This window comes from Variovorax atrisoli (genome assembly GCF_014195185.1).
GTDB classification, from domain to species: Bacteria; Pseudomonadota; Gammaproteobacteria; order Burkholderiales; family Burkholderiaceae_C; genus Variovorax; species Variovorax atrisoli.
In genome coordinates this window covers 976,207-999,288 of record NZ_JACIBG010000001.1, presented here as the reverse complement: position 1 = coordinate 999,288, position 23,082 = coordinate 976,207, and the positions used below count along the sequence as shown (strand labels likewise).

The 23,082-nt window shown below is 69.7% G+C and carries 21 protein-coding genes; 11 read left to right on the top strand and 10 right to left on the bottom strand.

What is annotated here, in order from left to right; all coding sequences use genetic code 11:
- The first annotated feature begins 40 nt into the window (after positions 1–40).
- From FHY06_RS04765 to FHY06_RS04750, 4 genes are all read left to right on the top strand, one after another.
- Positions 41–1,507, top strand: a complete 1,467-nt coding sequence (locus tag FHY06_RS04765; RefSeq protein WP_184603622.1) for a cobyric acid synthase — start codon at positions 41–43, stop codon at positions 1,505–1,507.
- Positions 1,504–2,544: a nicotinate-nucleotide--dimethylbenzimidazole phosphoribosyltransferase gene (gene cobT, locus FHY06_RS04760; RefSeq protein ID WP_126181994.1), complete on the top strand. Its 1,041-nt coding sequence runs from the start codon at positions 1,504–1,506 to the stop codon at positions 2,542–2,544. Before FHY06_RS04765 ends, cobT begins: the two co-directional genes overlap by 4 nt.
- Before the next feature lie 191 nt (positions 2,545–2,735).
- A complete protein-coding gene (locus FHY06_RS04755) occupies positions 2,736–3,530 on the top strand; it encodes an adenosylcobinamide-GDP ribazoletransferase (protein WP_184603620.1) in 795 nt (264 codons plus the stop codon).
- Positions 3,527–4,084 (top strand): histidine phosphatase family protein, encoded by a 558-nt coding sequence (locus tag FHY06_RS04750; RefSeq protein ID WP_132798000.1) that lies wholly within the window; start codon positions 3,527–3,529, stop codon positions 4,082–4,084. Before FHY06_RS04755 ends, FHY06_RS04750 begins: the two co-directional genes overlap by 4 nt.
- 30 nt (positions 4,085–4,114) lie before the next feature.
- Here the strand turns inward: FHY06_RS04750 and FHY06_RS04745 are convergent, their stop codons facing one another.
- Complete coding sequence (locus FHY06_RS04745) at positions 4,115–6,868, bottom strand: LuxR C-terminal-related transcriptional regulator (protein ID WP_184603618.1); 2,754 nt, start codon at positions 6,866–6,868, stop codon at positions 4,115–4,117.
- Positions 6,869–7,014: 146 nt separating this feature from the next.
- Here FHY06_RS04745 and FHY06_RS04740 point away from each other — a divergent pair, with 146 nt between their 5' ends.
- Entirely contained in the window at positions 7,015–8,577 is a 1,563-nt protein-coding gene (locus FHY06_RS04740; RefSeq protein WP_019652396.1) for a methyl-accepting chemotaxis protein, read from the top strand.
- A gap of 15 nt (positions 8,578–8,592) precedes the next feature.
- Here FHY06_RS04740 and FHY06_RS04735 read toward each other — a convergent pair whose 3' ends face one another.
- Together FHY06_RS04735 and nth are read right to left on the bottom strand one after the other, a co-directional pair.
- On the bottom strand, positions 8,593–9,450 hold the full coding sequence (locus FHY06_RS04735) for an Ivy family c-type lysozyme inhibitor (RefSeq protein ID WP_020722928.1): 858 nt from the start codon (positions 9,448–9,450) through the stop codon (positions 8,593–8,595).
- Positions 9,451–9,485: 35 nt separating this feature from the next.
- Complete coding sequence (gene nth / locus FHY06_RS04730; RefSeq protein WP_184603616.1) at positions 9,486–10,133, bottom strand: endonuclease III; 648 nt, start codon at positions 10,131–10,133, stop codon at positions 9,486–9,488.
- A gap of 121 nt (positions 10,134–10,254) precedes the next feature.
- Here nth and FHY06_RS04725 point away from each other — a divergent pair, with 121 nt between their 5' ends.
- The gene (locus FHY06_RS04725; protein ID WP_132751144.1) at positions 10,255–11,442 is read left to right on the top strand and encodes an aminotransferase-like domain-containing protein; all 1,188 of its coding nucleotides are present in this window, start codon (positions 10,255–10,257) and stop codon (positions 11,440–11,442) included.
- 15 nt (positions 11,443–11,457) lie between these two features.
- Here FHY06_RS04725 and FHY06_RS04720 read toward each other — a convergent pair whose 3' ends face one another.
- A complete protein-coding gene (locus FHY06_RS04720) occupies positions 11,458–11,685 on the bottom strand; it encodes a hypothetical protein (RefSeq protein WP_019652400.1) in 228 nt (75 codons plus the stop codon).
- A gap of 62 nt (positions 11,686–11,747) precedes the next feature.
- Here FHY06_RS04720 and FHY06_RS04715 point away from each other — a divergent pair, with 62 nt between their 5' ends.
- Positions 11,748–12,071: a DUF6172 family protein gene (locus FHY06_RS04715; protein WP_184603614.1), complete on the top strand. Its 324-nt coding sequence runs from the start codon at positions 11,748–11,750 to the stop codon at positions 12,069–12,071.
- Between the two features lie 7 nt (positions 12,072–12,078).
- Here the strand turns inward: FHY06_RS04715 and FHY06_RS04710 are convergent, their stop codons facing one another.
- From FHY06_RS04710 to mfd, 3 genes are read right to left on the bottom strand one after another with little or no spacing between them, the layout of a single operon-like run.
- Positions 12,079–13,161 carry an Ldh family oxidoreductase gene (locus FHY06_RS04710; protein WP_184603612.1) on the bottom strand — a complete coding sequence of 361 codons (1,083 nt, stop codon included), beginning with the start codon at positions 13,159–13,161 and terminating at the stop codon, positions 12,079–12,081.
- Positions 13,158–13,868, bottom strand: coding sequence for a phosphoserine phosphatase SerB (gene serB / locus FHY06_RS04705; RefSeq protein ID WP_019652403.1), 711 nt, complete (start codon positions 13,866–13,868; stop codon positions 13,158–13,160). Before serB ends, FHY06_RS04710 begins: the two co-directional genes overlap by 4 nt.
- Entirely contained in the window at positions 13,865–17,347 is a 3,483-nt protein-coding gene (gene mfd, locus FHY06_RS04700; protein WP_132751140.1) for a transcription-repair coupling factor, read from the bottom strand. The genes serB and mfd overlap by 4 nt, the downstream gene beginning before the upstream one ends.
- Positions 17,348–17,465: 118 nt before the next feature.
- On the opposite strand from mfd, the gene ispD reads away from it, so the two are divergent.
- A complete protein-coding gene (gene ispD, locus FHY06_RS04695; protein ID WP_126181982.1) occupies positions 17,466–18,188 on the top strand; it encodes a 2-C-methyl-D-erythritol 4-phosphate cytidylyltransferase in 723 nt (240 codons plus the stop codon).
- Positions 18,185–18,676: a 2-C-methyl-D-erythritol 2,4-cyclodiphosphate synthase gene (gene ispF / locus FHY06_RS04690; RefSeq protein WP_019652406.1), complete on the top strand. Its 492-nt coding sequence runs from the start codon at positions 18,185–18,187 to the stop codon at positions 18,674–18,676. Before ispD ends, ispF begins: the two co-directional genes overlap by 4 nt.
- Before the next feature lie 29 nt (positions 18,677–18,705).
- On the opposite strand, the gene FHY06_RS04685 is transcribed toward ispF, so the two are convergent.
- Together FHY06_RS04685 and ompR are read right to left on the bottom strand one after the other, a co-directional pair.
- A complete protein-coding gene (locus FHY06_RS04685) occupies positions 18,706–20,130 on the bottom strand; it encodes a sensor histidine kinase family protein (protein WP_019652407.1) in 1,425 nt (474 codons plus the stop codon).
- A gap of 74 nt (positions 20,131–20,204) precedes the next feature.
- Complete coding sequence (gene ompR, locus FHY06_RS04680; RefSeq protein ID WP_007837017.1) at positions 20,205–20,936, bottom strand: osmolarity response regulator transcription factor OmpR; 732 nt, start codon at positions 20,934–20,936, stop codon at positions 20,205–20,207.
- 158 nt (positions 20,937–21,094) lie between these two features.
- Here ompR and FHY06_RS04675 point away from each other — a divergent pair, with 158 nt between their 5' ends.
- Together FHY06_RS04675 and FHY06_RS04670 are read left to right on the top strand one after the other, a co-directional pair.
- Positions 21,095–21,469 (top strand): hypothetical protein, encoded by a 375-nt coding sequence (locus tag FHY06_RS04675; RefSeq protein ID WP_260310018.1) that lies wholly within the window; start codon positions 21,095–21,097, stop codon positions 21,467–21,469.
- Between the two features lie 79 nt (positions 21,470–21,548).
- Positions 21,549–22,259, top strand: coding sequence for an SIMPL domain-containing protein (locus tag FHY06_RS04670; protein ID WP_019652409.1), 711 nt, complete (start codon positions 21,549–21,551; stop codon positions 22,257–22,259).
- A gap of 48 nt (positions 22,260–22,307) precedes the next feature.
- Here FHY06_RS04670 and FHY06_RS04665 read toward each other — a convergent pair whose 3' ends face one another.
- Positions 22,308–23,078, bottom strand: coding sequence for a 3-hydroxybutyrate dehydrogenase (locus FHY06_RS04665; RefSeq protein WP_184603609.1), 771 nt, complete (start codon positions 23,076–23,078; stop codon positions 22,308–22,310).
- Positions 23,079–23,082: the final 4 nt, after the last annotated feature.

The following is a 23,082-nucleotide window of genomic DNA, read 5'->3' as shown; positions in this document are numbered from 1 at the left end:
TTCCGGACGCTCAGCCGTGGCGCTCAACGACAATCCCCGGATGAGTTCAAAGGCAAGGGCAATCGGCGAACCGGCGCGCTGCGTCATGGTCCTGGGCACCACCAGCGGCGCCGGCAAGAGCTGGCTGGCCACCGCGCTGTGCCGCTGGTATGCCCGCCGGGGCCTGAAGGTGGCGCCCTTCAAGGCGCAGAACATGAGCAACAACGCCCGCGTGGTCGATGGCGGCGAGATCGGCAGCGCCCAGTACTTCCAGGCCCTGGCCGCGAACACGGTGCCCGAGGTGCGCATGAACCCGCTGCTGCTCAAGCCCGAGCGCGACACCCACAGCCAGGTGGTGCTGATGGGGCAGGTGAGCGAGGCGCTCTCGGCCTTGCCCTGGCGCGGCCGCAGCGAGCGCGTGTGGCCCGAGATTTCGGCCGCGCTCGACGAACTTCGTGCCGAGAACGACGTGGTCGTGATCGAAGGCGCCGGCTCGCCGGCCGAGATCAACCTGATGGCCAGCGACATCGTCAACATGCGCATCGCCCGCCATGCCCAGGCGCGCTGCCTGCTCGCGACCGACATCGACCGCGGCGGCGCCTTCGCCCACCTGTACGGCACCTGGGCGCTGCTGCCGGAGCCCGACCGGGCGCTGCTGCGCGGCTTCGTGCTGAACAAGTTCCGGGGCGACGCCTCGCTGCTCGCGCCGGCCCCGCAGCAGCTGCAGGAGCTGACCGGCGTGCCCACGGTGGCGACGCTGCCCATGTGGTGGCAGCACGGCCTGCCTGAGGAAGACGGCGTGTTCGACGACCGCAGCCGCGCCAGCGGCGCGGTCACGCGCACGGTGGCCGTCGTGGCCTATCCGCGCATCAGCAACCTCGACGAATTCCAGGCGCTCAAGAACGTGCCCGGCGTGCGGCTGATCTGGGCGCGCACGCCCGCCGACGTGGCCGCCGCCGACTGGATCGTGCTGCCCGGTTCCAAGCACACCAGCGGCGACCTGGCCTGGCTGCGCGCCCAGGGGCTGGACCGCGCCGTGGCCGCGCATGCCGAGCGCGGCGGTGCAGTGCTCGGCATCTGCGGCGGCCTGCAGATGCTGGGCGAGGCGCTGGTCGATCCGCACGGCATCGACGGCAATGCGCCGGGGCTCGGCCTGCTGCCGCTGGTGACGGTGTTCGAGCGCGAGAAGACGGTGCGGCATCGCACGGCCGGCTTCGGCGAGCTGACCGGCGCCTGGAGCCCGCTCTCAGGCGTGGCGGTGGGCGGCTACGAGATCCACCACGGCCAGACCGCCGAGCACCCGCAGCTCGCGCACGACGGCAGGGCGGTGATGCCCGACGGGCTGGCCTGGCAGAACGCGCGCGGCAACGTGCTGGGCATCTATCTCCACGGCCTGTTCGAGGACCCGGGTGCGCTGCACGCGCTCTTCGGCGCCTCGGCGCCCACGCTGGAATCCACCTTCGACGGCCTGGCCGATTTCATCGACACCCATTTCGAACCCGGTGTTCTCGCCGGGCTGATTGCATGACCGAACCCATCCCCACGATCCCCGACATTTCCGACGCCGCGCTCGCCGCCCGCCTGCAGGCCGCACTGGACAACAAGACCAAGCCGCTGGGCGCGCTGGGCCGGCTGGAGGCGCTGGCGCTGCGCATCGGCAGCATCCTGGGCACCGACAGGCCGGTGCTGGAGGCGCCGCAGATGCTGGTCTGCGCCGCCGACCACGGGCTGGCGGCGCGCGGCGTCTCGGCCTACCCGAGCGAGGTGACCTGGCAGATGGTCGAGAACTTCCTGGCCGGCGGTGCCGCCGTGAGCGTGCTCGCGCGGCAGCACGGCCTGGCGCTGACGGTGGTGGACTGCGGCGTGCGACGCGACTTCCAGGCCCGCCCGGGCCTGGTGTCGCGCCGTATCGCGGCCGGCACGGCCGACGCTTGCGCGGGGCCGGCGATGAGCGCCGGGCAATGCGAGCAGGCGATCGCCAACGGCCGCGAGGTGGTGCGTGCGCTGCCCGGCAACGCACTGCTGCTCGGCGAGATGGGCATCGGCAACAGCTCCTCGGCCGCATTGCTGCTCTCGCGCCTGGGCGGGCTCGACATCGACGCCTGCATCGGCATCGGCACGGGCCTCGACGCGGCCGGCTTGGCGCGCAAGCGCGAGGTGCTGCGGCAGGTGCTGGCGCTGCACGCGGGCGCGACGGCTCCGCTGGAGGCCCTGGCCGCGTTCGGCGGTTTCGAGCTGGCGACGCTGGCCGGCGCGGTGCTGCAGGCGGCCAGCGAGCGGCGGGTGATCGTGGTCGACGGCTACATCGCCAGCGCTGCGGTGCTGGTGGCGCAGTCGCTGCAGCCCCACGTGGTGCAGCGCTGCGTTGCCGCGCACCGCTCGGCCGAGCCAGGGCATGCGCTGCTGCTGGAGCGGCTGGGGCTCGATCCGCTGCTGCAGCTCGACCTGCGCCTGGGCGAAGGCTCGGGCGGCGCGCTGGCCTGGCCGCTGCTCGAATCCGCCTGCCGCATCCTGCGCGAGATGGCGAGCTTCGAATCGGCCGGCGTCTCGCGAAAGGACGCATGAGCGCCGCGCCGGGCCGCCCCAAGCAAGCTCGCGCCGCAGTGCGAAGCACGGAGGTGCTCCGATGAGCGCCGCGCCGGGCCGCCCCAAGCAAGCTCGCACCGCAGTGCGAAGCACGGAGGTACTCCAATGAGCGCCGCGCCGGGCCGCCCCAAGCAAGCTCGCACCGCAGTGCGAAGCACGGAGGTTCCCCGATGAGCGGCATCCGCCATTTCCTGCTCGCGCTGCAGTTCTTCACCCGGGTGCCGGTGACGGGCGCGCTGGCCGAGTGGGTCGGCTTCAGCCCGCAGATGCTGCGCGCGAGCGCGGCGCACCTGCCGGGCATCGGCTGGCTGGCGGGCGGGGTGGCGGCGCTGGTGTTCGCGGGCGTGGCCTGGGGTCTGCCCGGCATGGCGGGCGCGCTGGCCGCCGCGGTGCTCAGCACCGTCGCCACCGTGATGCTGACAGGCGCCTTCCATGAAGACGGGCTGGCCGACGTGGCCGACGGCCTGGGCGGATCGGCCAGCCGCGAGCGGGCGCTGGAGATCATGAAGGACTCGCGCATCGGCGCCTTCGGTGCAGTGGCGCTGGTGCTGGCGCTCGGACTCAAGTTCGCGCTGCTCGCCGCGCTGGCGGGGCGGGGTCTGCAGGCGGCGGCGATCGCCATCGTCGGCGCGCATGTGCTGTCGCGGCTGATGCCGCTCTTCCTGATCCGCTGGCTGCCCTACGTGGGCGACAGCGGCGCGAGCAAGGCCAAGCCGCTGGCGGATGCGATCAGCCCGGGGGCGCTGCTCATCGCCATCGCGTGGACGGTGCCCGCCGTGGCGCTGCTGCTGCAGGCACACGACGCGGTTCACGTCGCGGCGGCGGTGCTCGCGGCCATGCTGGCGGCAGGTTGGATGGCCCGGCTCTTCATGCGGCGGCTGCAGGGCTTCACCGGCGACGGGCTGGGCGCGACCCAGCAGGTCTGCGAACTCGCGATCTACCTCGCGCTGGCCTGGAAGGCATGAGCACGCTCTGGCTCCAGCGTCACGCGCCGGTCGTGGCGGAACCCGGCCTCTGCTATGGGGCGACGGACCTCGAAGCGCATGCCGATGCCACGCTGGCCGCTGCCCGCCGCATCGCACCGCTGCTGCCGGCCGACGTCCTGCTGTGCAGCTCTCCGCTCAGGCGCTGCGTCGCGCTGGCCGAGTCCATCGCCGCGCTGCGCCCGGACCTGTCGGTGACGCGGGACACGCGGCTGGCCGAGATGGATTTCGGCGCCTGGGAGGGCCGGCCGTGGGCCGACATCCCGCGTGAAGACTTCGATGCCTGGACGGCCGATTTCGCCGACCTGCGCGCCGGCACGCACGGCGAGAGCGTGCGCACCTTCATGTCGCGCATTGCCGAGGCGCACGACGAATGGCTGGCGCAGCCGCGCGACACGCTGTGGGTCACGCATGCAGGCGTGCTGCGTGCCGTGAGCCTGCTGCGGCGCGGCATCCGCTGCCCGGCTTCGGCCGGCGACTGGCCGTCAGGCGAGATGCCTTTCGGCGGCTGGCTGGTTTTCGACAATCCGGCCTGACCCAGTCTGACCCGACAGGCGCGGCAGGCCCTAGCCCGAACGCCCCCCGTCGTCGCGTTCGAGCTCCTGCCGCATGCGCCGCGCGACGGCGCTTCGTCCGTGAGCGTCCAGCTTCAGGTAGATGTTCTTCAGGTGCCACTTGACCGTGTCCAGCGACAGTCCGAGGGTGAGGGCGATCTTCTTGTTGGGCAGGGACTGCAGCAGCAGCTCGGCGATCTCGGCCTCGCGCAGGGTGAGCAGGCGCGTCAGGCGCCGGTCGTCGCGCAGCAGCGGCATGGGCGGCGGCTCGGCACGCGCGTCGCGCTGCAAGCGGGCCAGCGACTCGATCCGCTCGATGAAGAAGCCGAGCACCGGATCGAGATTGGGAATGGCCGCGGCAGAGACGATGAGCGACAGCGCATTGCCGTGCGCGCTCAGCAGGGTCTGCATCAGTCCGAGCCGGTGCCCCAGTCGCAGCGCCGCGCAAACGCGCGTTCTCGAGGCCTCGGCGCGGCCGAGCCTGTGTTCGACCTCCGCTGCCAGCATCTGCAGGGAGGCGACGAGGCCGACCTGTCCGCGCTGCTGGTAGTGGTTGGACAGGCGTTCGATCTTCTCCAGCGCATCGGGAAGCTCGCCATCGTGCATCGCCATGCGGATGCGCGCGCGCTCCACGATGTCGGCGATGCGCCGCAGGGTGCCGGGCCCCACGCCCGGGTGCCTGGCGTGCAGCGCCTCCATCTCCCGCAACGACTCGCGTGCGCCGTCGGCGTCGCCGGTCGCGAGCTGGATGCCCTGTTGTTCCAGCAGCACGCAGGCCAGCGCGCGGTCCATGGCGAAGCGCCGCATGAAGCCGCCGGCCTGCGCGAGGTGCTCGAGCGCCTCGGTCCAGCGGCCGGCGGCCTGCTGAGCGCGGTTGGCCACGATCATCATGCGCAGGGTGGTGTCGGGGATCAGGCCGTCGTGCGTGCCGAGCTGCTCCTGCATGAAGCGCGCGGCCGCGAGCGGGCCCTGCTGCTCGTACAGCACCTCGACCAGCAGCTGGGCGGTCAGCCGCGCGGCCTCGCGGCAGCGGGCGCCGCGCTCCTGCGCCTCCGCCAGCACCTGGCGGTAGATGCGCTCGGCCCGGTGCATGTGGCCCTCGATGGCGTATGAAAGCCCGACCAGGCACTGGCCCACCAGCGAGCCGAACAGCGTGCCGGCGACCGGCTCGCCGTCGATGCGCGGCGCCGGCTCGTCACGCTGGATGCGCCGCGCCTCCTCGAATTCGCCGCGGTGCAGGTGCAGCCAGGTCAGCACGTTGCGCCGCCCGGCGAGCGCGAACTCGTCGGCCGCCGGCGGCGGTGCCAGCAGTTCGGGCAGCAGCCACGAGAGCGCGTCGTTGTCGTCGTTGCGGATGGCGAAAAGGCAGCCGAGCAGCGTCAGCCGGTAGCGCATGGCGGGGTCGAGCGCGCCGGGCATCTGGCGCAGCCGTTCGATGCTGCGGGCGCAGTCGTCGAGCCGGTAGTCGGCCAGCTCGACCCAGGCAATCCAGAGAGCGAGGTTTGCGTTGTCGCCGATCTTTCCGGGGTCGATCTGGCGCATGAGCGCGATCACCTCGCTCATCCGGCCCCGCGTGAAAAGCGCCTCCGCGCCCCGCACGGCCAGCCGGGCAGCGGCGTCGTGGTCGTCGGCCGCCAGCGCGTGGCGTACCGCCTGGTGGTGCATGCCGCGGATCGCGAAGGCCTGGCAGGCCGTGGCATGCACCCGCAGGCGCGTGGCTTCGGGCCAGGCCTCGAAACGCACCAGCAGCACGCTGCGCAGCAGCGGATGCATGTGCCACCAGCGCTCGTGGGGGGCCGTCTCCGGTGTTTCGGTCACCAGCGACAGCAGGCCCTCGTGCACCAGCGGTTCCAGAAGCTCGGCGCACATGGCCGGCGTGAAGCCTTCGCCGGCCAGGTCGGCACACAGCGGCGCGCTGAAGCGGGTGGCGGCGGCGCAGAAGGTGAGCAGGCGCAGCTGGGTCTCGGACAGGCGCGGGAAGACGTGCGCGTCGAAGTAGGCGGCGAAGGGCTCCGGGTCGGCCACCCCGTGCACCAGCGGCGACTGCACGCTGCGCCGGCGGCGCACGTCGGCGCTGGCCAGCCGCAGCAGGGCCGGCCAACCTTCCGTCAGACGGTGGATCGCCGCGGCGGCGCGCTCGTCGAGCCGGGGCAGGCGCATGCCGAGGTAGTCGATCGATTCCGGCAGGCTGAAGCGCAGGTCGTCGTTGCGCAGTTCCAGCACCGTCTTGGAAGCGGGGGCGTGCGCCAGCGTCATCGGCAGTTCGTCCTGGCTGGCGAAGACGCACATCAGGTTGGGCGGCGCGTACTCGACGAGCAGCTGCAGCGCGTGCAGCACGAGACCGCTCTGCGCGCGCTGCACGTCGTCCACGATCAGCACCACCCTGCGTCCGTGCGCCGCGATGCCCCGTACCAGCGCGATGACCATGCGCTCCATGGCGAGCGCGTCGGGAACGGCGTGCGCCATCGCCTGCCGGGGAATGACGGAGTCGATGCCCGCCAGCGCCGACATCAGGCCGGTCATGAAGTGCAGGTCGCCTTCGGGCAGGTCGGCGAGCCTGAGCCAGGCGATGCCCGCGTCCGCGGAGACCAGTTCGCGCTGCCAGGTCAGCAGCAGCGAGCTCTTGCCGAAGCCGGCTGGCGCGCGCAGCACCACGCACCGTCGGGTGTCCGGCCCGTCGAGCCTTTCGAGCAGGCTTCGGCGGACCAGCAGTCGGCGGCTTCGCGTGCGCAGTGCCGGCGTACCGGGTATGGGGACAGGTTGCATCCGTGCGGATTCTGAGTCATCCCGCAAGCGGATCGAATCCCATATTCGAGGGTTTGCCCATCCCCACCCTTCGGGGGTGGGGTGGCGTGCAGGGGCGATGCCGATGACTCGGCGGAGCCCCCGCAAACAAGACTGGAGAACGCCTCATGTTCGATCTTTCGAATCTCAGGATCGGAGCCCGCCTAGGGCTGGGATTTGCGCTGTTGCTGCTGCTTCAGCTCGTCATCACCGGCATCGGCCTGCGCGAGATGGCGCATCTGTCGGAGCGCGTGGCCTTCGCCACCGAGGTCGGCGAACGCAAGCTCAACGAGCTCAACAACGTGCAGTCCGCCATCGGCAAGCGGGCCATCGCGGCGCGCAACCTGGCGCTGGTGTCCGATCCGGCCGCGCAGAAGGGTGACATCGAACTGGTCGGCAGCTCGCAGCGCGAGATCGACACCGGCCTGCAGAGCCTGGCCGCGGTCATGGCCGCGCCGGATGCCGCGACGCCCGACGAGCGCAGGATGCTGGAGAAGCTCGGCGCGCTCGAGGCTCAGTACCTGCCGATCGCGAAGAACGTGGTCGGGCTCGCCACCTCGCGCCAGACCGACGCGGCCGTGAAGGTGCTCACCCAGGAATGCATGCCGCTGCTCAACCAGGTGCTGGCGCATGCCTCGGCCTTCCAGGCGCTGCTGAGGAAGGGCGCGGACGAAAGCACCGCGTCGACACAGGCCGCCTACCAGCGCGCCAAGTGGATGATCGTGTGGATCAGCTGCGCGTCGATGGCCGGCGGGCTGTTGCTGGCGTTCCGTATGACGCGCTCCATCACCCGGCCGCTGGGCCAGGCCGTGACCGTGGCCCAGCAGGTGGCGTCGGGCGATCTCACGGCCCGCATCGAGGTGGCCGACGCCTCGGAGTCGGGCATGCTGATGCGCGCGCTGCGCTCGATGAACGACGAGCTCGCCAAGGTGGTGGGTCAGGTGCGCGAGGGCACCGATTCCATCGCCTCGGCATCGAGCCAGATCGCCTCGGGCAACCGCGACCTGTCGTCGCGCACCGAGGCGCAGGCCAGCTCGCTGGAGCAGACGGCGGCGGCCATGCAGGAACTCACCGGCACCGTCAGGCAGAACGCCGACAACGCGCGCCTGGCCAACGAACTCGCCGACTCCGCCTCGCAGGTGGCCTCGCGCGGCGGGGCGGTGGTCGACCAGGTGGTGGAGAAGATGGCGTCCATCAACGCATCGTCGAGGAAGGTGGTGGAGATCATCGGCGTGATCGACGGCATCTCGTTCCAGACCAACATCCTCGCGCTCAACGCGGCGGTGGAGGCGGCCCGTGCCGGCGAGCAGGGGCGCGGCTTCGCGGTGGTGGCCTCGGAGGTGCGCAGCCTGGCGCAGCGCTCGGCCGCGGCGGCCAAGGAGATCAAGACGCTGATCGGCGACTCGGTGGGCGAGGTGGAGGCGGGAAGCACGCTGGTCAACCAGGCCGGCAGGACCATGGAGGAGATCATGGGCAGCGTGCGCCGGGTGACGGACATCATGGCGGAGATCACCGCGGCCAGCCAGGAGCAGGCCGCCGGCATCGGCCAGGTCAACGACGCCATCAAGCAGATGGACCGCACGACCCAGCAGAACGCGGCGCTGGTCGAGCAGGCCTCGGCCGCAGCTCAGTCGATGAACGACCAGGCCGCGGGGCTGGTGCACGCGGTGCGGATGTTCAAGCTGGCCTGAGCGGGCCGGCCGCGGTCAGTTCGACTTGCTGCGCCACTGCTCGCGCCAGAGCTTGTCGAGCTGCGGCGCGAGCGCGGCGGGCGGCGAGCCCAGCAGGCGGTTGCCGCCGTTGCGCTGCACCAGGCCATAGATGCGGCCGGAGCCCTGGTCGTAGAGCGCGATGGCGTTGTTGTCGTAGCAGTCGTGCGGCTTGCAGAAGGCGTGCAGCAGGTAGCGCGTGCCGTCGACGGTCACCCATTTCGGCTCGGGCGCCGGGCCTTCGCGGCGCACCAGCCATGGCTCGGTCTCGCGCGTGCCCAGGGCGGTGCGCCAGGCCTTCTGCATGGCGGGGCCGCGCGCCAGCGCGGCGGGGCTGCCGGTGGGCGGGGGCGGCACCTTGGCGGCAGGCTCGGGTGGCGGAGGCAGCGCGCGGGCGGCGCCGTTGCAGCGCCAGTAGCGCAGCTTCATCATCTCGGGGCCGAGCTGGCCGGCCAGGGGCTTGTCGGCATCGAGCGTGACGTACTGGCCGCGCGGGCTGCGGTACACGAGGAAGGTCAGCGCGCCGGCCTTGTCCGTCTCGCCCACCAGCGCCACGTCGAAGCCCGCAGGCGGCGGGCTGTTGCCGAAGAGGCTGTGGACCGTCTGCGGCTCGCGGGTGACCACGCGGCGCTTGCCGCTTTCGGCGATCAGGGAATCCTCCCGGACCTGCAGCGCGGCGGCCGAGTTGTTCGCGCAGTCGGCCGACCATCGGCCTGTGTACTGCCCGACGTAGTTGGGAAGCTGCTGGCCACCCTGCTGCGACCAGGCAGCGGCCGGCAGCAGCGCGGCCAGCACGGCAAGAAGCAGGGCCCGGGAGTCGTTCGTCGTCTTCGCTGTGGTCTGGCGTCTCGTCATTCGTCTTTTCGTTGTCGTTGTTTCGTTCTCTTGTCTCAGGGCGACTTGGGCGCGGGCGTCTTCGGCTTGTAGGCGCAGAAGGCGGCCACCGCGCATTCCCAGCAGCGCGGCTTGCGCGCCACGCAGATGTAGCGGCCATGCAGGATCAGCCAGTGGTGGGCGTGCAGCCGGTACTCCGGTGGGACGCGCTTCTCGAGCTTGAGTTCCACCTCCAGCGGCGTCTTCCCGGGGGCCAGGCCGGTGCGGTTGCCCACGCGGAAGATGTGCGTGTCGACCGCGATCGTCGCCTCGCCGAAGGCCACGTTGAGCACCACGTTAGCCGTCTTGCGCCCGACGCCCGGCAGGGCCTCCAGCTCGGCGCGGGTGCGGGGCACCTCGCCGCCGTGCTGCTCGACCAGGATGCGGCAGGCCTCGAGCAGGTGCTTGGCCTTGCTGCGGTACAGGCCGATGGTCTTGATGTACTCCTCCAGCCCTTCCACGCCCAGTTCCAGGATGGCCTGAGGCGTGTTCGCCACCGGAAAGAGCTTGCGAGTGGCCTTGTTCACGCCCACGTCGGTGGCCTGGGCCGACAGCAGCACGGCGGCCAGCAGCTCGAAGGGGGTGCTGTATTCCAGCTCGGTCTCGGGTTCGGGGTTGGCCGCCTGCAGGGTGGCGAAGAAGAGGGGGATGTTGTCTTTTTTCATGGGGCTTCGGAAGGGGCAGGCAAGGCCGCCAGCCGCAATATATCGTCGAAAGCGGATGGCCTTACGCAGCTTTATTGACCGCGCTTTGGCGACAATGCAACCCCAGAAAGTGAGACCGACCATGCAATTCGCCTCCCGCCTCGACAACGTCGAGACCTCCGCCATCCGCGAACTCTTCAAGCTGCTGGGCAAGCCCGGCATCATCAGCTTCGCGGGCGGCTTCCCCGACAGCGCCATGTTCGACGTCGAAGGCCTCAAGGAGGCGAGCCAGAAGGCCCTGGCCGAGGAACCCGGCGGCGCCCTGCAGTACGGCGCCACCGAAGGCTACGAGCCGCTGCGCAGCCAGCTCAGCTCGTTCATGAAGACCAAGGGCGTCGACGTCGACCCCAGCGGACTGATCGTCACCACCGGCAGCCAGCAGGCGCTGGACCTGCTGGGCAAGACCATGATTTCGCCCGGCGACAAGGTGATCGTCGAGGGCCCGACCTTCCTGGCCACCATCCAGTGCTTCCGCCTGTACGGCGCGCAGCTAATCAGCGCACCCGTCGACGCCAACGGCGTGAAGACCGACGAGCTCGAGAAGCTCATCGCCGAGCACAAGCCCAAGCTCGTGTACCTCATTCCCACCTTCGGCAACCCCAGCGGTGCCACGCTGAGCCTGGAGCGCCGCAAGAAGGTGCTCGAGCTGGCCGTGAAGTACCAGACGCTGATCGTCGAGGACGACCCCTACGGCGACCTCTACTTCGGCGAGGCCCCGCCGCCCTCGATCATGGCGCTGAGCAAGGACGTGCCCGGCAGCCGCGAGCTGCTGGCGCACTGTGGCAGCCTGAGCAAGGTGCTGAGCCCCGGCCTGCGCATCGGCTGGATGATCGCCCCGCCCGAGCTGCTGGCCAAGGCCACCATGTGCAAGCAGTTCAGCGACGCCCACACCAGCACCTTCTCGCAGGCCACGGCCGCCCAGTATCTCAAGAGCGGCCGCATGCCCGCCACGCTGGCCCATGTGCGCGAGGTGTACGGCCAGCGCGCGCAGGCCATGGGCGCGGCGCTCAAGCGCGAGCTGGGCGACGCGGTGAGCTTCACCCAGCCCAACGGCGGCCTGTTCTTCTGGGCCCGCCTGACGGGCGCCAACGGCAAGCTGGCCGATGCGAACGAACTGGCCAAGCGCGCCATCGAGAAGCTGGTGGCCTTCGTGCCCGGCGCGCCGTTCTTCGCGGAGAAGCCCGACGTCGCCACGCTGCGCCTGAGCTTCGCCACGGCCGACGTGGCGAAGATCGAAGAGGGTGTGAAGCGCCTCGGCCAGGCCCTGTAAGGGGCCGGCTCAGGCTCAGGGCGACCGGTGCAGCCGGGGCGCCGCGAGCAGGTCCAGGTTGTCCGTGATGGCCGCATCCACGTTCGGATAGCGGCCTTTCATCTTCGACAGCGTCATGATCGTCTGCAGCGCCTTCAAATCCTTGACCGAGGGCGCGACCTTGATCTGCGCGATGGCCGCGCTGGGGTTGCCGCCGTTGATCAATGCCATCACCTTGCTTGCCCAGTCGTTCGCGCGCGCCATGTCGTCACCTGTCCTGTTGTCCGTGGAATGAGTCGACTGTACACAGCGGGTTAGGATCACCCATGAGAAAAACCTTCCAGCTTCAGGTCGAGGGCAAGCACCCCGACCGTCTACTCGAAGCCATCAAGCACGAGATCCGCAAGTACATCAAGCGTGAGCGGCGCCGCGAACTGCCCGAGGGCATGGACTACTGGGACTTCGACTGCCGCTTCGGCGCGTCGCAGGAATCCGCCGAAGTCATCCACCTTTCCGCCATCACCGGCCTGATCGACGGCGTGGTGAAGCAGGGCGGCAAGCAGTTCTACATCGAGATCCTCGCCAAGCCGGCGCAGCGCAAGGCGCGCCCGGCCGGCTCGCCGGAATCCGAATCGCCCGAGGAAGGCTGAGCCCCGCTCAGACCAGCGCCTGCGCCAGCCGCAGGCCGTGGCGCTGCTCCGCATCCTGCAGCGAGCGCGCGATTGAGGGGTGCAGCCGCACCCCGTCCTTCGACTGCAATTCCCGACGCTTCAACCCGCCTTCGCCCGGCAGCCGCACAGGCTTCGCCGGGTCGATGGGCGCATTGCCGCGGCACTGCGCTGCCACGTGGTCCATCTGGCGCAGGAAGGCTTCCTTGCCGCCGAAGGCGTTCAAGTCGTGCAGTGTGATGTGCACCGTCGCGCCCCAGCCCTCGGGCGGGTCGGCGCGGCCGTGGCCCGCGAGGCCGGCCGTGAGTGTCTCCACCAGCAGTGCCATGCCATAGCCCTTGTGGCCGTGGCTCAGTCCGCCCACGGGCAGCAGCGTGCCGGGGGGCTGGTCGAACAGCACCTGAGGATCGTTGGTGGGCTTGCCGGCGGCGTCGATCAGCCACTCTTCGGCGAAGGTCTCGCCGGCCGCGCGCTTGCGGTTGCTCATGCCGTTGGTGGTGATGGAGGCCGAGATGTCGACCATCACGCCGCCCTGCGACAGCGGAAAGCCCATGGCCAGCGGATTCGGCGTGAACACCGCCTGCGTGCCGCCGAAGGGCGCGACGCTGGCGGCGTTGGGGTCGGAGCAGGCCAGCAGCATCAGCATGTCTTCGTGCAGCGCGCGCAGCATGTAGACGGCGAGGCAGGCGATGTGGTGGCTGCGCCGGATGACCAGCGACGCCGTACCCAGCTCGCGCGCACGCGGCACCAGCAGGTTCATGCCCTGGTCCATGAGCCACGGGCCGGGCAGGCGCCTGCCGTCCCACAGCACTGCGGCGGGGCGGTCGGACAGCACTTCGGGCGCGCCGTCGCGCGTCATGCCGCCGGACTCCAGCTCCTTGACGTATCCCGCCAGCAGCGCGAGGCCGTGCGTGTCGTGGCCCAGCAGGTCGCCTTCGACCAGCGTGCGCGCGACCACGGCCGCCTTCGGCGCGGCGAGGCCCGCCTTCTGCAGCAGGGCGTCCGCATAGGCGACGAGCGCTTCGGCGCGATAGAGAGGAGCCGATGAAGCAGGCGCGGCGGCGTCGGTCATTTCAGTATTTCCAGCACGCGGTCGAGGCCGCCTTCGTTGATGGCCACCATGGCCTGCTCGCGCACCTTCGGCTTGGCGTGGTAGGCCACCGAGAGACCGGCCTCGCCCATCATCGGCAGGTCGTTGGCGCCGTCGCCCACGGCGATCGTTTCCTGCGGCGAGATGCCCATGAGCGAGGCCACCTCCAGCAGCGTGCGGCGCTTCTCGGCGCCGTCGCAGATGTCGCCCCAGCTCTGCGTGACCACCTCGCCGGTGAGCTTGCCGTCGGCCTCGTCGAGCAGGTTGGAGCGTGCGAAATCGATGCCCAGGCGGTCCTTCACGCGGTTCGCGAAGAAGGTGAAGCCGCCCGACACCAGCAGCACCTTGAGGCCGGCCGCCTTGCAGGCCGACACCAGTTCGGCCGCGCCGGGGTTGAGCTTCAGGCGCTCGTCGTAGACCTGCTGCAGCGCCTCGACCGGCACGCCCTTGAGCAGCGCCACGCGGCGGCGCAGGCTTTCCTTGAAGTCCTTGATCTCGCCGCGCATCGTGGCTTCGGTGATCGCGGCCACCTCCGCCTTCTTGCCGACGGCATCGGCGATCTCGTCGATGCACTCGATGCTGATCAGCGTCGAGTCCATGTCGAAGGCGATCAGCTTGAAGTCGGCAAGCTTCAGCGGCGGCTTCACGCGCTGGATGACGAGGCCGGGGGAGATTTCAGTAGCGCTCATGCGGTGGCGTTTTCCTTGACGGTGGGCTGGCCCAGGCTGCGCAGCACGTCGCGCACCATCTGGGCCCGGTCCTTGGGTTCTTTCAGTTCGCGCTCGATGCGCAGCTTCTCGTTGCCGGCTAGCTTGATGTGCCTGTTCTTCTGGATCAGCTGGATGATGGCCATGCCGTCCACCGGCGGATCCTTCTTGAATGTGATGTTGATGATGCCCGGCGCCGCGTCGACCTTCACCACGCCGTAGGGCCGCGCGAGCACGCGCAGGCGGTGGGTGTCGATCAGCGTCTGCGCCTGCGGCGGCAGCTTGCCGAAGCGGTCGACGATTTCCTCCAGCAGCGTGTCGATCTGGTCGGGCGTCTTCGCCGTCGCCAGCTTCTTGTAGAACGACAGGCGCAGGTGCACGTCGCCGCAGTAGTCGTCGGGCAGCAGGGCGGGGGCGTGCAGGTTGATCTCGGTGGTGACCGACAGCGGCGACAGCAGGTCGGGCTCCTGCCCGGCCTTCAGTGCGCGCACGGCCTCGCTCAGCATCTCGTTGTAGAGCTGGAAGCCGATCTCCATCATGTTGCCGCTCTGGTTCTCGCCCAGCACCTCGCCGGTGCCGCGGATCTCCAGGTCGTGCATGGCGAGGTAGAAGCCGGAGCCCAACTCCTCCATCTGCTGGATGGCATCGAGCCGTTGCGCGGCCTGCTTGGTCAGGCCCTCGGTGTCGGGCACCATGAGATAGGCGTACGCCTGGTGGTGCGAACGGCCGACGCGCCCGCGCAGCTGGTGCAGCTGCGCCAGGCCGAACTTGTCGGCGCGGCTGATCACGATGGTGTTGGCGGTCGGCACGTCGATGCCGGTCTCGATGATGGTCGAGCACAGCAGCAGGTTGTGGCGCTGCGCCACGAAGTCGCGCATCACGCGCTCCAGCTCGCGCTCGGGCATCTGGCCGTGGGCCACGGCGATGCGCGCCTCTGGAAGGATCTCTTCCAGCTTCTGGCGGCGGTTCTCGATGGTCTCGACCTCGTTGTGCAGGAAGTAGACCTGCCCGCCGCGCTTGAGCTCGCGCAGCACGGCCTCGCGGATCACGCCGGTGCCCTCGTTGCGAACGAAGGTCTTGATGGCCAGGCGCCGCTGCGGCGCGGTGGCGATCACGCTCAGGTCGCGCAGCCCTTCGAGCGCCATGCCCAGCGTGCGCGGGATCGGCGTGGCGGTGAGCGTGAGCACGTCGACCTCGGCGCGCATGGCCTTCATCGCCTCCTTGTGGCGCACGCCGAAGCGATGCTCCTCGTCGATGATGAGCAGGCCCAGGTTCTTGAACTTGACCGACTGCGAAAGCAGCTTGTGCGTGCCGACCACGATGTCGACCTGGCCGTCGGCCAGCCCCTTGGCGGCGGCGGCGACCTCCTTGGCGGAGCGGAAGCGGCTCATCTCGGCCACCTTCACCGGCCACTTGGCGAAGCGATCGACCAGCGTCTGGTAGTGCTGCTCGGCCAGCAGCGTGGTGGGCGCGAGGAAGGCCACCTGCTTGCCGCCGGTGACGGCGATGAAGGCCGCACGCAGCGCCACCTCGGTCTTGCCGAAGCCCACGTCGCCGCACACGAGGCGGTCCATGGGTTGCGGCGAGATCATGTCCTGCACCACGGCGTGGATGGCCGCCTTCTGGTCGGCGGTCTCCTGGAAGCCGAAGTCGTTTGCGAACACCTCGTAGTCGGCCGGCGAGTAGCGGAAGGCATGGCCTTCGCGCGCCGCACGGCGGGCATAGATGTTGAGCAGCTCGGCGGCCGAGTCGCGCACCTGCTCGGCGGCCTTGCGCTTGGCCTTTTCCCACTGGCCGGAGCCCAGTTTGTGCAGCGGTGCCTCGTCGGCGCTGACGCCGGTGTAGCGGCTGACCAGGTGCAGCTGGCTCACGGGCACGTAGAGCGTGGCCTTGTCGGCGTACTCCAGGTGCAGCATTTCCTGCAGCAGCGGCTTGCCGTCGGGGCCGTTGCCCTGGCCCAGGTCCATGTGGATCAGGCCGCGGTAGCGGCCGATGCCGTGCGCGCTGTGGACCACCGGGTCGCCCACGTTGAGCTCCGACAGGTCCTTGATGAGCGCCTCGACGTCGCTGACCTGTTCCTGCTTCTTGTTGCGCCGGCGCGTGGTGGGCGCGGTGGCGAAGAGTTCGGTTTCGGTGACGAAGTCGATGCCCTGTTCGCGCCACGCGAAGCCAGAGGCCAGCGCGGCGGTGGCGATGCCAGTCTTCTCGTCGCCGGAGGCCTCGAACTCGGCCAGCGAATCGAAGGCCGGTGGATTCACGCCGCTGGCGCGCAGGAAGTCGAGCAGGCTCTCGCGGCGGCCTTCGCTCTCGGCGATCAGCAGCACGCGGTGCGGCGTCTTCGCGATGTGGGCCTTCAGCCCGACCAGCGGGTCTTCGGCGCCGCGCACCACGGCAAAGGGCGGCAGCCTGTCGAACTCGGCGTAGGGCGTGTCGGTGTCCACGTCGCCGCGGATGGCGAGCTGCGCATGCGGCTTGGCGCGCTGGTAGAACTGTTCGGCGTTCAGGAACAGCGCCTCGGGCGGCAGGGCGGGGCGCTCGGGGTCTCCGCGCACGAGGCGGTAGCGCTCGTTGGTGTCCTGCCAGAAATGCTGGAAGGCCGGTTCCAGGTCGCCGTGCAGCACCACGGTGGCGTCGGCGCCGAGGTAGTCGAACACGGTGGCCGTCTCGTCGAAGAACAGCGGCAGGTAGTACTCGATGCCGGCGGTGGCCACGCCGTTGCCCATGTCCTTGTAGATGCGGCTCTTGGTCGGGTCGCCTTCGAGCAGTTCGCGCCAGCGGCTGCGGAAGCGCCCGCGCGCGTCGTCGTCCATCGGGAACTCGCGCCCCGGCAGCAGCCGGACCTCGGGCACCGGGTAGAGGCTGCGCTGGGTGTCGGGGTCGAAGGTACGGATGGTGTCGATCTCGTCGTCGAACAGGTCGACGCGGAAGGGCACGAGCGAGCCCATGGGAAACAGGTCGATCAGGCCGCCGCGCACTGCGTATTCGCCGGGGCTCACCACCTGCGTCACGTGGGTGTAGCCGGCCAGCGTGAGCTGGGCCTTGAGCTTCGACTCCTCCAGCTTCTGCTTGGCCTTGAAGTGGAAGGTGTAGCCGGCCAGGAAGGAGGGCGGCGCCAGCCGGTAGAGCGCGGTGGTGGCCGGCACCAGCACCACGTCGGCCTCTTTCTGGCTGATGCGCCAGAGAGTGGCCAGGCGCTCGCTTATCAGGTCCTGGTGGGGCGAGAAGCTGTCGTAGGGCAGCGTCTCCCAGTCGGGGAACAGGGCGCAGCGCAGGTCGGGAGCGAAGAACGCGATCTCGTCGATCAGGCGCTGGGCGTCGTTGGCGTCGGCCGTGAACATCGCGGTGGCGCGCCCGGCGGCCTTCTCGCGCATGGCCAGTTGCGCCAGCAGCAAGGCATCTGCCGACAAGGGAGGACGCGGCAGCGTGAATCGCTTGCCCGCCGTGAGGTGGGGGAGGTCCATGGAACGCTTGATGGAAATGCACAACACCCCGCGCCGGCTGGCGAGGGGTGTGCGTAACGGGCAATTCTAGAATGGCGGCCCTTTATCCGCTTGTCGGCCACGGCCGACGCTGGGCCCCATGTCCTCTTCCCGACTCTTCGTGCTGATCCCGTGCGCCGGCTCCGGCCATCGCGCGGGGCATGCGCAGTCCACGCAACCCAAGCAGTACCGGCGCCTGGCCGGCCTGCCGATGGTGGCCCATACGCTGGAGGCCTTCCGCGCGATGTCGGGGCGCTTCGCCGGGCTGGCGCTGGTGGTGTCGCCGGACGACCGGGACGTGAACGCGGTGCTGCCGCGCTTTCCGGCCGAGAACGAGTACCTGCTGCGCGTGGGCGGCGTGACCCGCGCCGCCACCGTGCGCAACGGCCTCGCGGCGCTGCGCCAGAAGGGCGCCGGCGCGCACGACTGGGTGCTGGTGCACGACGCGGCCCGCTGCCTAGTCACCTCCAGCCAGATCGAGGCGCTCATCGCCGCCTGCGAGCACGATGCCGTCGGCGGCCTGCTGGCTCAGCGGCTGGCCGACACGCTGAAGTCGTCCACCACCGAAGGCCGCGTGGCGCAGACCCTGCCGCGCGCCGACAAGTGGCTGGCGCAGACGCCGCAGATGTTCCGCATCGGCATGCTGCTCGACGCGCTGGAACGCGCCGGCGACGCCGTCACCGACGAGGCCAGCGCCATCGAGGCGATCGGACTGTCGCCGCTGCTGGTGCCCGGAAGCGCCCAGAACTTCAAGGTCACTTTTCCGGAAGACTTCGCCCTGGCCGAGGCCGTGCTGCTGGGCCGCAGGAAGGAGCTGGCATGACCGCAGCGACTTTCAACATCCGCATCGGCGAAGGCTGGGACGTCCATCAGCTGGTGGCGGGGCGCAAGCTGATCCTCGGCGGCATCGAAGTGCCGCACACCACCGGCCTGCTCGGCCATTCGGACGCCGACGTGCTGCTGCATGCCATCACCGACGCGCTGCTGGGCGGCGCGGGGCTCGGCGACATCGGCCGGCACTTTCCGGACACCGATCCGCAGTTCCGCGGCGCCGATTCGGCCGTGCTGCTGGCCGAGGCGGCGCGCCGGGTGCGTGCCGCGGGCTGGGAGATCGGCAACGTCGACAGCACGGTGATCGCGCAGGCGCCCAAGCTCGCGCCGCACATTCCGCTCATGTGCCAGCGCATCGCCGACACGCTGGGCGTGGCGTTGGAGCAGGTGAACGTGAAGGCCAAGACCGCCGAGAAGCTCGGCCCGGTGGGCGAGGGCCGAGCGATGGAGGCTCGCGCGGCCGTTCTTCTCCACAGATAAGCAAGACCAGCGCGGCCGGCGGCCACCAGTCAGGCGGGCTTCTTTCCGCTGCCGCCCTGCGGTTCGCCGGGCTTGGTGCCGGGTGGCATCGCGCGCGGCATGCGGATGTGCGCCGCCAGACCGCGGCCCGGCGTGCTCGTCAGCGCGAAGGTGCCGCCCATGCGCTCGATGTTCTTCGCCACGATCGACAGGCCCAGTCCCGCGCCGGCCGCAGATGTCCGTGCGGTGTCGCCGCGGAAGAAGGGCTTGGTCAGCTGCGCGAGCAGGGCCGGCTCCACGCCCGCGCCGTGGTCGCGCACCTTGATGAGCACCGCGTCGTTGTTGGCCTGCGCCTGGATCGTCACATCGGCCACGCCGGTGGAGGGTGTCTTGCCGTAGCGGCGCGCGTTCTCGACCAGGTTGGAGATGACGCGCGTGAGCTCGACCTCGTCGCCCATCACGCGCAGGTCGGGCGGCACCTCGACCTTGATGTTCATCTCCTCGTAGTCCTGCACGGCGTAGGTGCAGGCATCGACCACGTCGCGCAGCAGCACCGGCTTGGGGTCGACGTGGTCGGGCCGCGCGTAGTCGAGGAACTTGTCGATGATCGCGTCGAGCTGGGCGATGTCGGCGGCCATGTGGTCGCGCGCGTCCTCGTCGGCCACGCTCATCTCGGTTTCAAGCCGCAGCCGGGCCAGCGGCGTGCGCAGGTCGTGCGAGATGCCGGCCAGCATGATGGCGCGGTCCTGCTCGATCTTGGCGAGTTGGTCCGCCATGCGGTTGAAGCCGATGTTGACCGCGCGGATCTCGTTGGTGCGGGCGCGCTCGTCGAGGCGGTGAGCCTCGTACTCGCCTTCGCGCACCTGCATGGTCGCGCGCGACAGCTGCTTGAGCGGCAGGTTGATGAGCCGCGTGATCAGCGCCGCACCCGCCAGCGACAGCGCCATGGCGGTGCTCAGCCATACCAGCCAGGTGCGTCCGCCCACGCGGCTGAAGCGGGTGGGGTCGAGCAGCAGCCAGTAGGTGTCGCTCTCGATGGTGAAGCCGATCCACAGGCCCGCCTCGTCGTTCACGCGGCTGGCCACGGTCGTGCCTTCGCCGAGCTGCTCGATGAGCTCCTCGGTCACGCGCAGGTCGAGCGCGCCGCTGGTGTAGGGCTGGAAGCGGTCGTTGGGCTCGCGCGGCAGGATGCGCACGCCCTCCTGGTCGGCCAGCGTCTTGATCAGCGACACGCGAGTGATGGCGTCGGAGTACACCAGCGCAGCGCGCGTGAGGTTCACGAGCGAGGCGATCTGGTGCGCCGTCTGGATGGCGCGCGGCTCGTATTCGAGCGAGCGGAAAGTCTGCAGCCAGGCGACCGTGCAGCCGATCAGCAGCAGAGCGAGCAGGAAGAAGGTGCGCCAGAAAAGGCTGAAGCCCAGCTTGAGGCCGGGGCGGCGGTCACGCTGCGAGCTCGCTTCGAGCGGGCTCGGCATCGTGACCTGCGCGCCGTCCTCCTGGGCAGCGCCGGGTCTGGGGGGTTGGCCGACGGCCACCTTTCAACGTGGCGTCAGGCCGTGCCGTCCGGCACGAACACGTAGCCCACGCCCCAGACGGTCTGGATGTAGCGGGGCGCAGCGGCGTCGGACTCCACGAGCTTGCGCAGGCGCGAGATCTGCACGTCCAGGCTGCGGTCGAAAGGCTCGAACTCGCGGCCGCGCGCCAGCTGCGCCAGCTTCTCGCGCGACAGCGGTTGACGCGGATGGCGCACGAGCGCCTTCAGCATCGCGAACTCGCCGGTGGTCAGCGAGAGCTCTTCGCCATCCTTCTTCAGGGTGCGCGAGCCGAGGTCGAAGGCGAACGGGCCGAAGGTGACGGTCTCGTTCTCGGTGGAGGGGGCGCCGGGCGCCTCGAGCGGCGGGCGGCGGCGCAGAACGGCGTGCACACGGGCCAGCAGTTCGCGGGGGTTGAAAGGCTTGCCGAGGTAGTCGTCGGCGCCGACTTCGAGGCCGACGATGCGGTCCACGTCCTCACCCTTGGCGGTGAGCATGATGATCGGCGTGCGGTCGTTGGCGGCACGCAGGCGGCGGCAGACGGACAGGCCGTCCTCGCCGGGCATCATCAGGTCGAGCACGATCAGGTCGACCGTGTCGCGCAACAGGATGCGGTTGAGCGCCTTGCCGTCCTCGGCCACGATCACTTCGAAGCCTTCCTGCGTCAGGTAGCGGCGCAGCAGGTCGCGGATGCGGGCGTCGTCGTCGACGATCACGATCTTGTCGGTGCGAGCGGGAACTTGAGTCATTTCTACAACGTCGAATTTGTAACAGCGCCGATTCTGAAGGCGTTGCGGTCCGGTTGAGCCGGATTTGCTTGGGGTTTGACACTAAGTTACAAAACTTGCGGACACTCGCGGTCTGGTCATTCGACGTTAGTCCGGCAGTGGCAAAGTCACGTGTACCGATGACTTTCGCCTCAATGAGACGTCCTTTCCCCGCACTGCCGCTCATCCTCTTTTTCGCCTGCGGCCCGTCGCTGGCGGTTTCCGGCGACTTCCTCCGGGTCGGCGAGGCAAGACGCAACGAAGTCCGCGACGCCGTCGCCGCCCACCGTGCCGAGCAGCGCGAGGAGAAGCGCCGCGGAGAAGCGATCGCCGGAAGGCGCCTCACGCCCGCCGAGCTGTTCGAACTGCGCCAGCAGGTACGCGGCCAATGGGCCCCGCCCGCCGCGGGTGCTTTGCTCAATTCGGCAGAATCGCAGCCGGCCGAGCGCATCGTGCCGGTGCCGCCGCCCGCGGTGGGCACTTTGCCGCTGGCGCCGCGCAGCCAGCGCCGCTGATGCGGCATCGATGCGCCTGCGGCCTGCCGCGGCAAGCCCGGCGCCTGCCTTTCCATACCAACATCGGGAGTACTTCGCCATGAAGAAAAAGATCAAACTGCTTGCGGCCTGCGCCGCCCTGGCTGCCGCCGGCAACGCGCTGGCCCAGAACGTCGTCGCACCCGCGCCCCAGAACGTGCTGCAGCTGACGGCATCGGGCACCGTCGAAGTCCAGCAGGACATGCTGAGCATGACCCTCGTGACCACCCGCGATGCCGCCGACGCCGCCACCGTGCAGACCCAGTTGAAGGCCGCGCTCGACGCCGCGCTGTCCGAGGCGAAGAAGAACGCCCAGACCGGCCAGCTCGACGTGCGCACCGGCAACTTCAGCCTGTCGCCGCGCTACACGAAGGAAGGCAAGATCAACGGCTGGCAGGGCTCGACCGAGCTGGTGCTCGAAGGCCGCGACTTCCCGCGCATCACCCAGACGGCAGGGCGCATCACCACGCTCAACGTCGGCAATGTCGGCTTCGGCCTGAGCCGCGAGCAGAGGGCCAAGACCGAGACCGAGGCGCAGAACATCGCCATCGAGAACTTCAAGCAGAAGGCCAACGAACTGGCCAAGGGCTTCGGCTTCGGCGGCTACACGCTGCGCGAGGTGTCGGTGAACGCGAGCGACAACGGCCCGATCCGCCCGCGCATGATGGCGGTGCAGGCCAAGTCCTTCTCCTCCGCCGATTCGGCGGTGCCGGTCGAGGCCGGCAAGACCGCCGTGGTGGTGACGGTGTCGGGTTCGGTGCAGCTCAAGTAGAGCCCATATATAGATAGAGGGGGGCGGTCCCCTCCGGCGGGCTACCCTCTATTGGGCAGTCCAGCCGCCGTCCATCGCCCAGGCCTGGCCACGGACCTGATCGGCAGCCGGCGAGCACAGGAAGACGGCCAGGCCGCCCAGTTGCTCGACGGTGGTGAACTGCAGCGAAGGCTGCTTTTCGCCGAGCAGGTCGTTCCGGGCCTGCGCGACGGTGATGCCTTCGCGCGCTGCGCGGTCGTCGATCTGCTTCTGCACCAGCGCAGTCAGCACCCAGCCGGGGCAGATCGCGTTGACGGTGACTCCCGTGGTCGCGGTTTCCAGCGCGACCGCCTTGGTCAGGCCGACGATGCCGTGCTTGGCCGCGACATAGGCCGACTTCTGTGCCGACGCCACCAGCCCGTGCGCCGAGGCGATGTTGATGACCCGGCCCCAGTTGGCCTCGCGCATCGCGGGGATTGCCAGCCGCGTGGTGTGGAAGGCGCTGGTGAGATTGATCGCGATGATCGCGTCCCAGCGTTCGGGTGGGAAGTCTTCCACCTTGGCGACATGCTGGATGCCGGCGTTGTTCACCAGGATGTCGATGCGGCCGAACTTCGACGCGGCGAACTTCATCATGTCCTCGATCTGCTCGGGCTTGCTCATGTCGGCGCCGTGGTACTCGGCGCGCACGCCCAGCGCCTCGACCTCGGACTTGGGCGCGGCGTAATCGCCGAAGCCGTTGAGCACGACGTCTGCGCCCTGCTGGGCGAGGGACTTGGCGATGGCGAGGCCGATGCCACTGGTGGACCCCGTAACAAGCGCGGTTTTGCCTTTGAGCATGAAG

What these genes read in the sequence shown, in the direction of transcription:
- FHY06_RS04685 (WP_019652407.1), bottom strand. Translation starts at nt 20,130, where the DNA reads ATGCCGAGCCCGCTCGAAGCGAGCTCGCAGCGTGACCGCCGCCCCGGC.
- FHY06_RS04765 (WP_184603622.1), top strand. Translation starts at nt 41, where the DNA reads ATGAGTTCAAAGGCAAGGGCAATCGGCGAACCGGCGCGCTGCGTCATG.
- FHY06_RS04710 (WP_184603612.1), bottom strand. Translation starts at nt 13,161, where the DNA reads ATGACCGACGCCGCCGCGCCTGCTTCATCGGCTCCTCTCTATCGCGCC.
- serB (WP_019652403.1), bottom strand. Translation starts at nt 13,868, where the DNA reads ATGAGCGCTACTGAAATCTCCCCCGGCCTCGTCATCCAGCGCGTGAAG.
- ispD (WP_126181982.1), top strand. Translation starts at nt 17,466, where the DNA reads ATGTCCTCTTCCCGACTCTTCGTGCTGATCCCGTGCGCCGGCTCCGGC.
- FHY06_RS04665 (WP_184603609.1), bottom strand. Translation starts at nt 23,078, where the DNA reads ATGCTCAAAGGCAAAACCGCGCTTGTTACGGGGTCCACCAGTGGCATC.
- mfd (WP_132751140.1), bottom strand. Translation starts at nt 17,347, where the DNA reads ATGGACCTCCCCCACCTCACGGCGGGCAAGCGATTCACGCTGCCGCGT.
- nth (WP_184603616.1), bottom strand. Translation starts at nt 10,133, where the DNA reads ATGAAAAAAGACAACATCCCCCTCTTCTTCGCCACCCTGCAGGCGGCC.
- FHY06_RS04755 (WP_184603620.1), top strand. Translation starts at nt 2,736, where the DNA reads ATGAGCGGCATCCGCCATTTCCTGCTCGCGCTGCAGTTCTTCACCCGG.
- ispF (WP_019652406.1), top strand. Translation starts at nt 18,185, where the DNA reads ATGACCGCAGCGACTTTCAACATCCGCATCGGCGAAGGCTGGGACGTC.
- FHY06_RS04725 (WP_132751144.1), top strand. Translation starts at nt 10,255, where the DNA reads ATGCAATTCGCCTCCCGCCTCGACAACGTCGAGACCTCCGCCATCCGC.
- FHY06_RS04675 (WP_260310018.1), top strand. Translation starts at nt 21,095, where the DNA reads ATGACTTTCGCCTCAATGAGACGTCCTTTCCCCGCACTGCCGCTCATC.
- FHY06_RS04670 (WP_019652409.1), top strand. Translation starts at nt 21,549, where the DNA reads ATGAAGAAAAAGATCAAACTGCTTGCGGCCTGCGCCGCCCTGGCTGCC.
- ompR (WP_007837017.1), bottom strand. Translation starts at nt 20,936, where the DNA reads ATGACTCAAGTTCCCGCTCGCACCGACAAGATCGTGATCGTCGACGAC.
- FHY06_RS04735 (WP_020722928.1), bottom strand. Translation starts at nt 9,450, where the DNA reads ATGACGAGACGCCAGACCACAGCGAAGACGACGAACGACTCCCGGGCC.
- FHY06_RS04750 (WP_132798000.1), top strand. Translation starts at nt 3,527, where the DNA reads ATGAGCACGCTCTGGCTCCAGCGTCACGCGCCGGTCGTGGCGGAACCC.
- cobT (WP_126181994.1), top strand. Translation starts at nt 1,504, where the DNA reads ATGACCGAACCCATCCCCACGATCCCCGACATTTCCGACGCCGCGCTC.
- FHY06_RS04715 (WP_184603614.1), top strand. Translation starts at nt 11,748, where the DNA reads ATGAGAAAAACCTTCCAGCTTCAGGTCGAGGGCAAGCACCCCGACCGT.
- FHY06_RS04745 (WP_184603618.1), bottom strand. Translation starts at nt 6,868, where the DNA reads ATGCAACCTGTCCCCATACCCGGTACGCCGGCACTGCGCACGCGAAGC.
- FHY06_RS04740 (WP_019652396.1), top strand. Translation starts at nt 7,015, where the DNA reads ATGTTCGATCTTTCGAATCTCAGGATCGGAGCCCGCCTAGGGCTGGGA.
- FHY06_RS04720 (WP_019652400.1), bottom strand. Translation starts at nt 11,685, where the DNA reads ATGGCGCGCGCGAACGACTGGGCAAGCAAGGTGATGGCATTGATCAAC.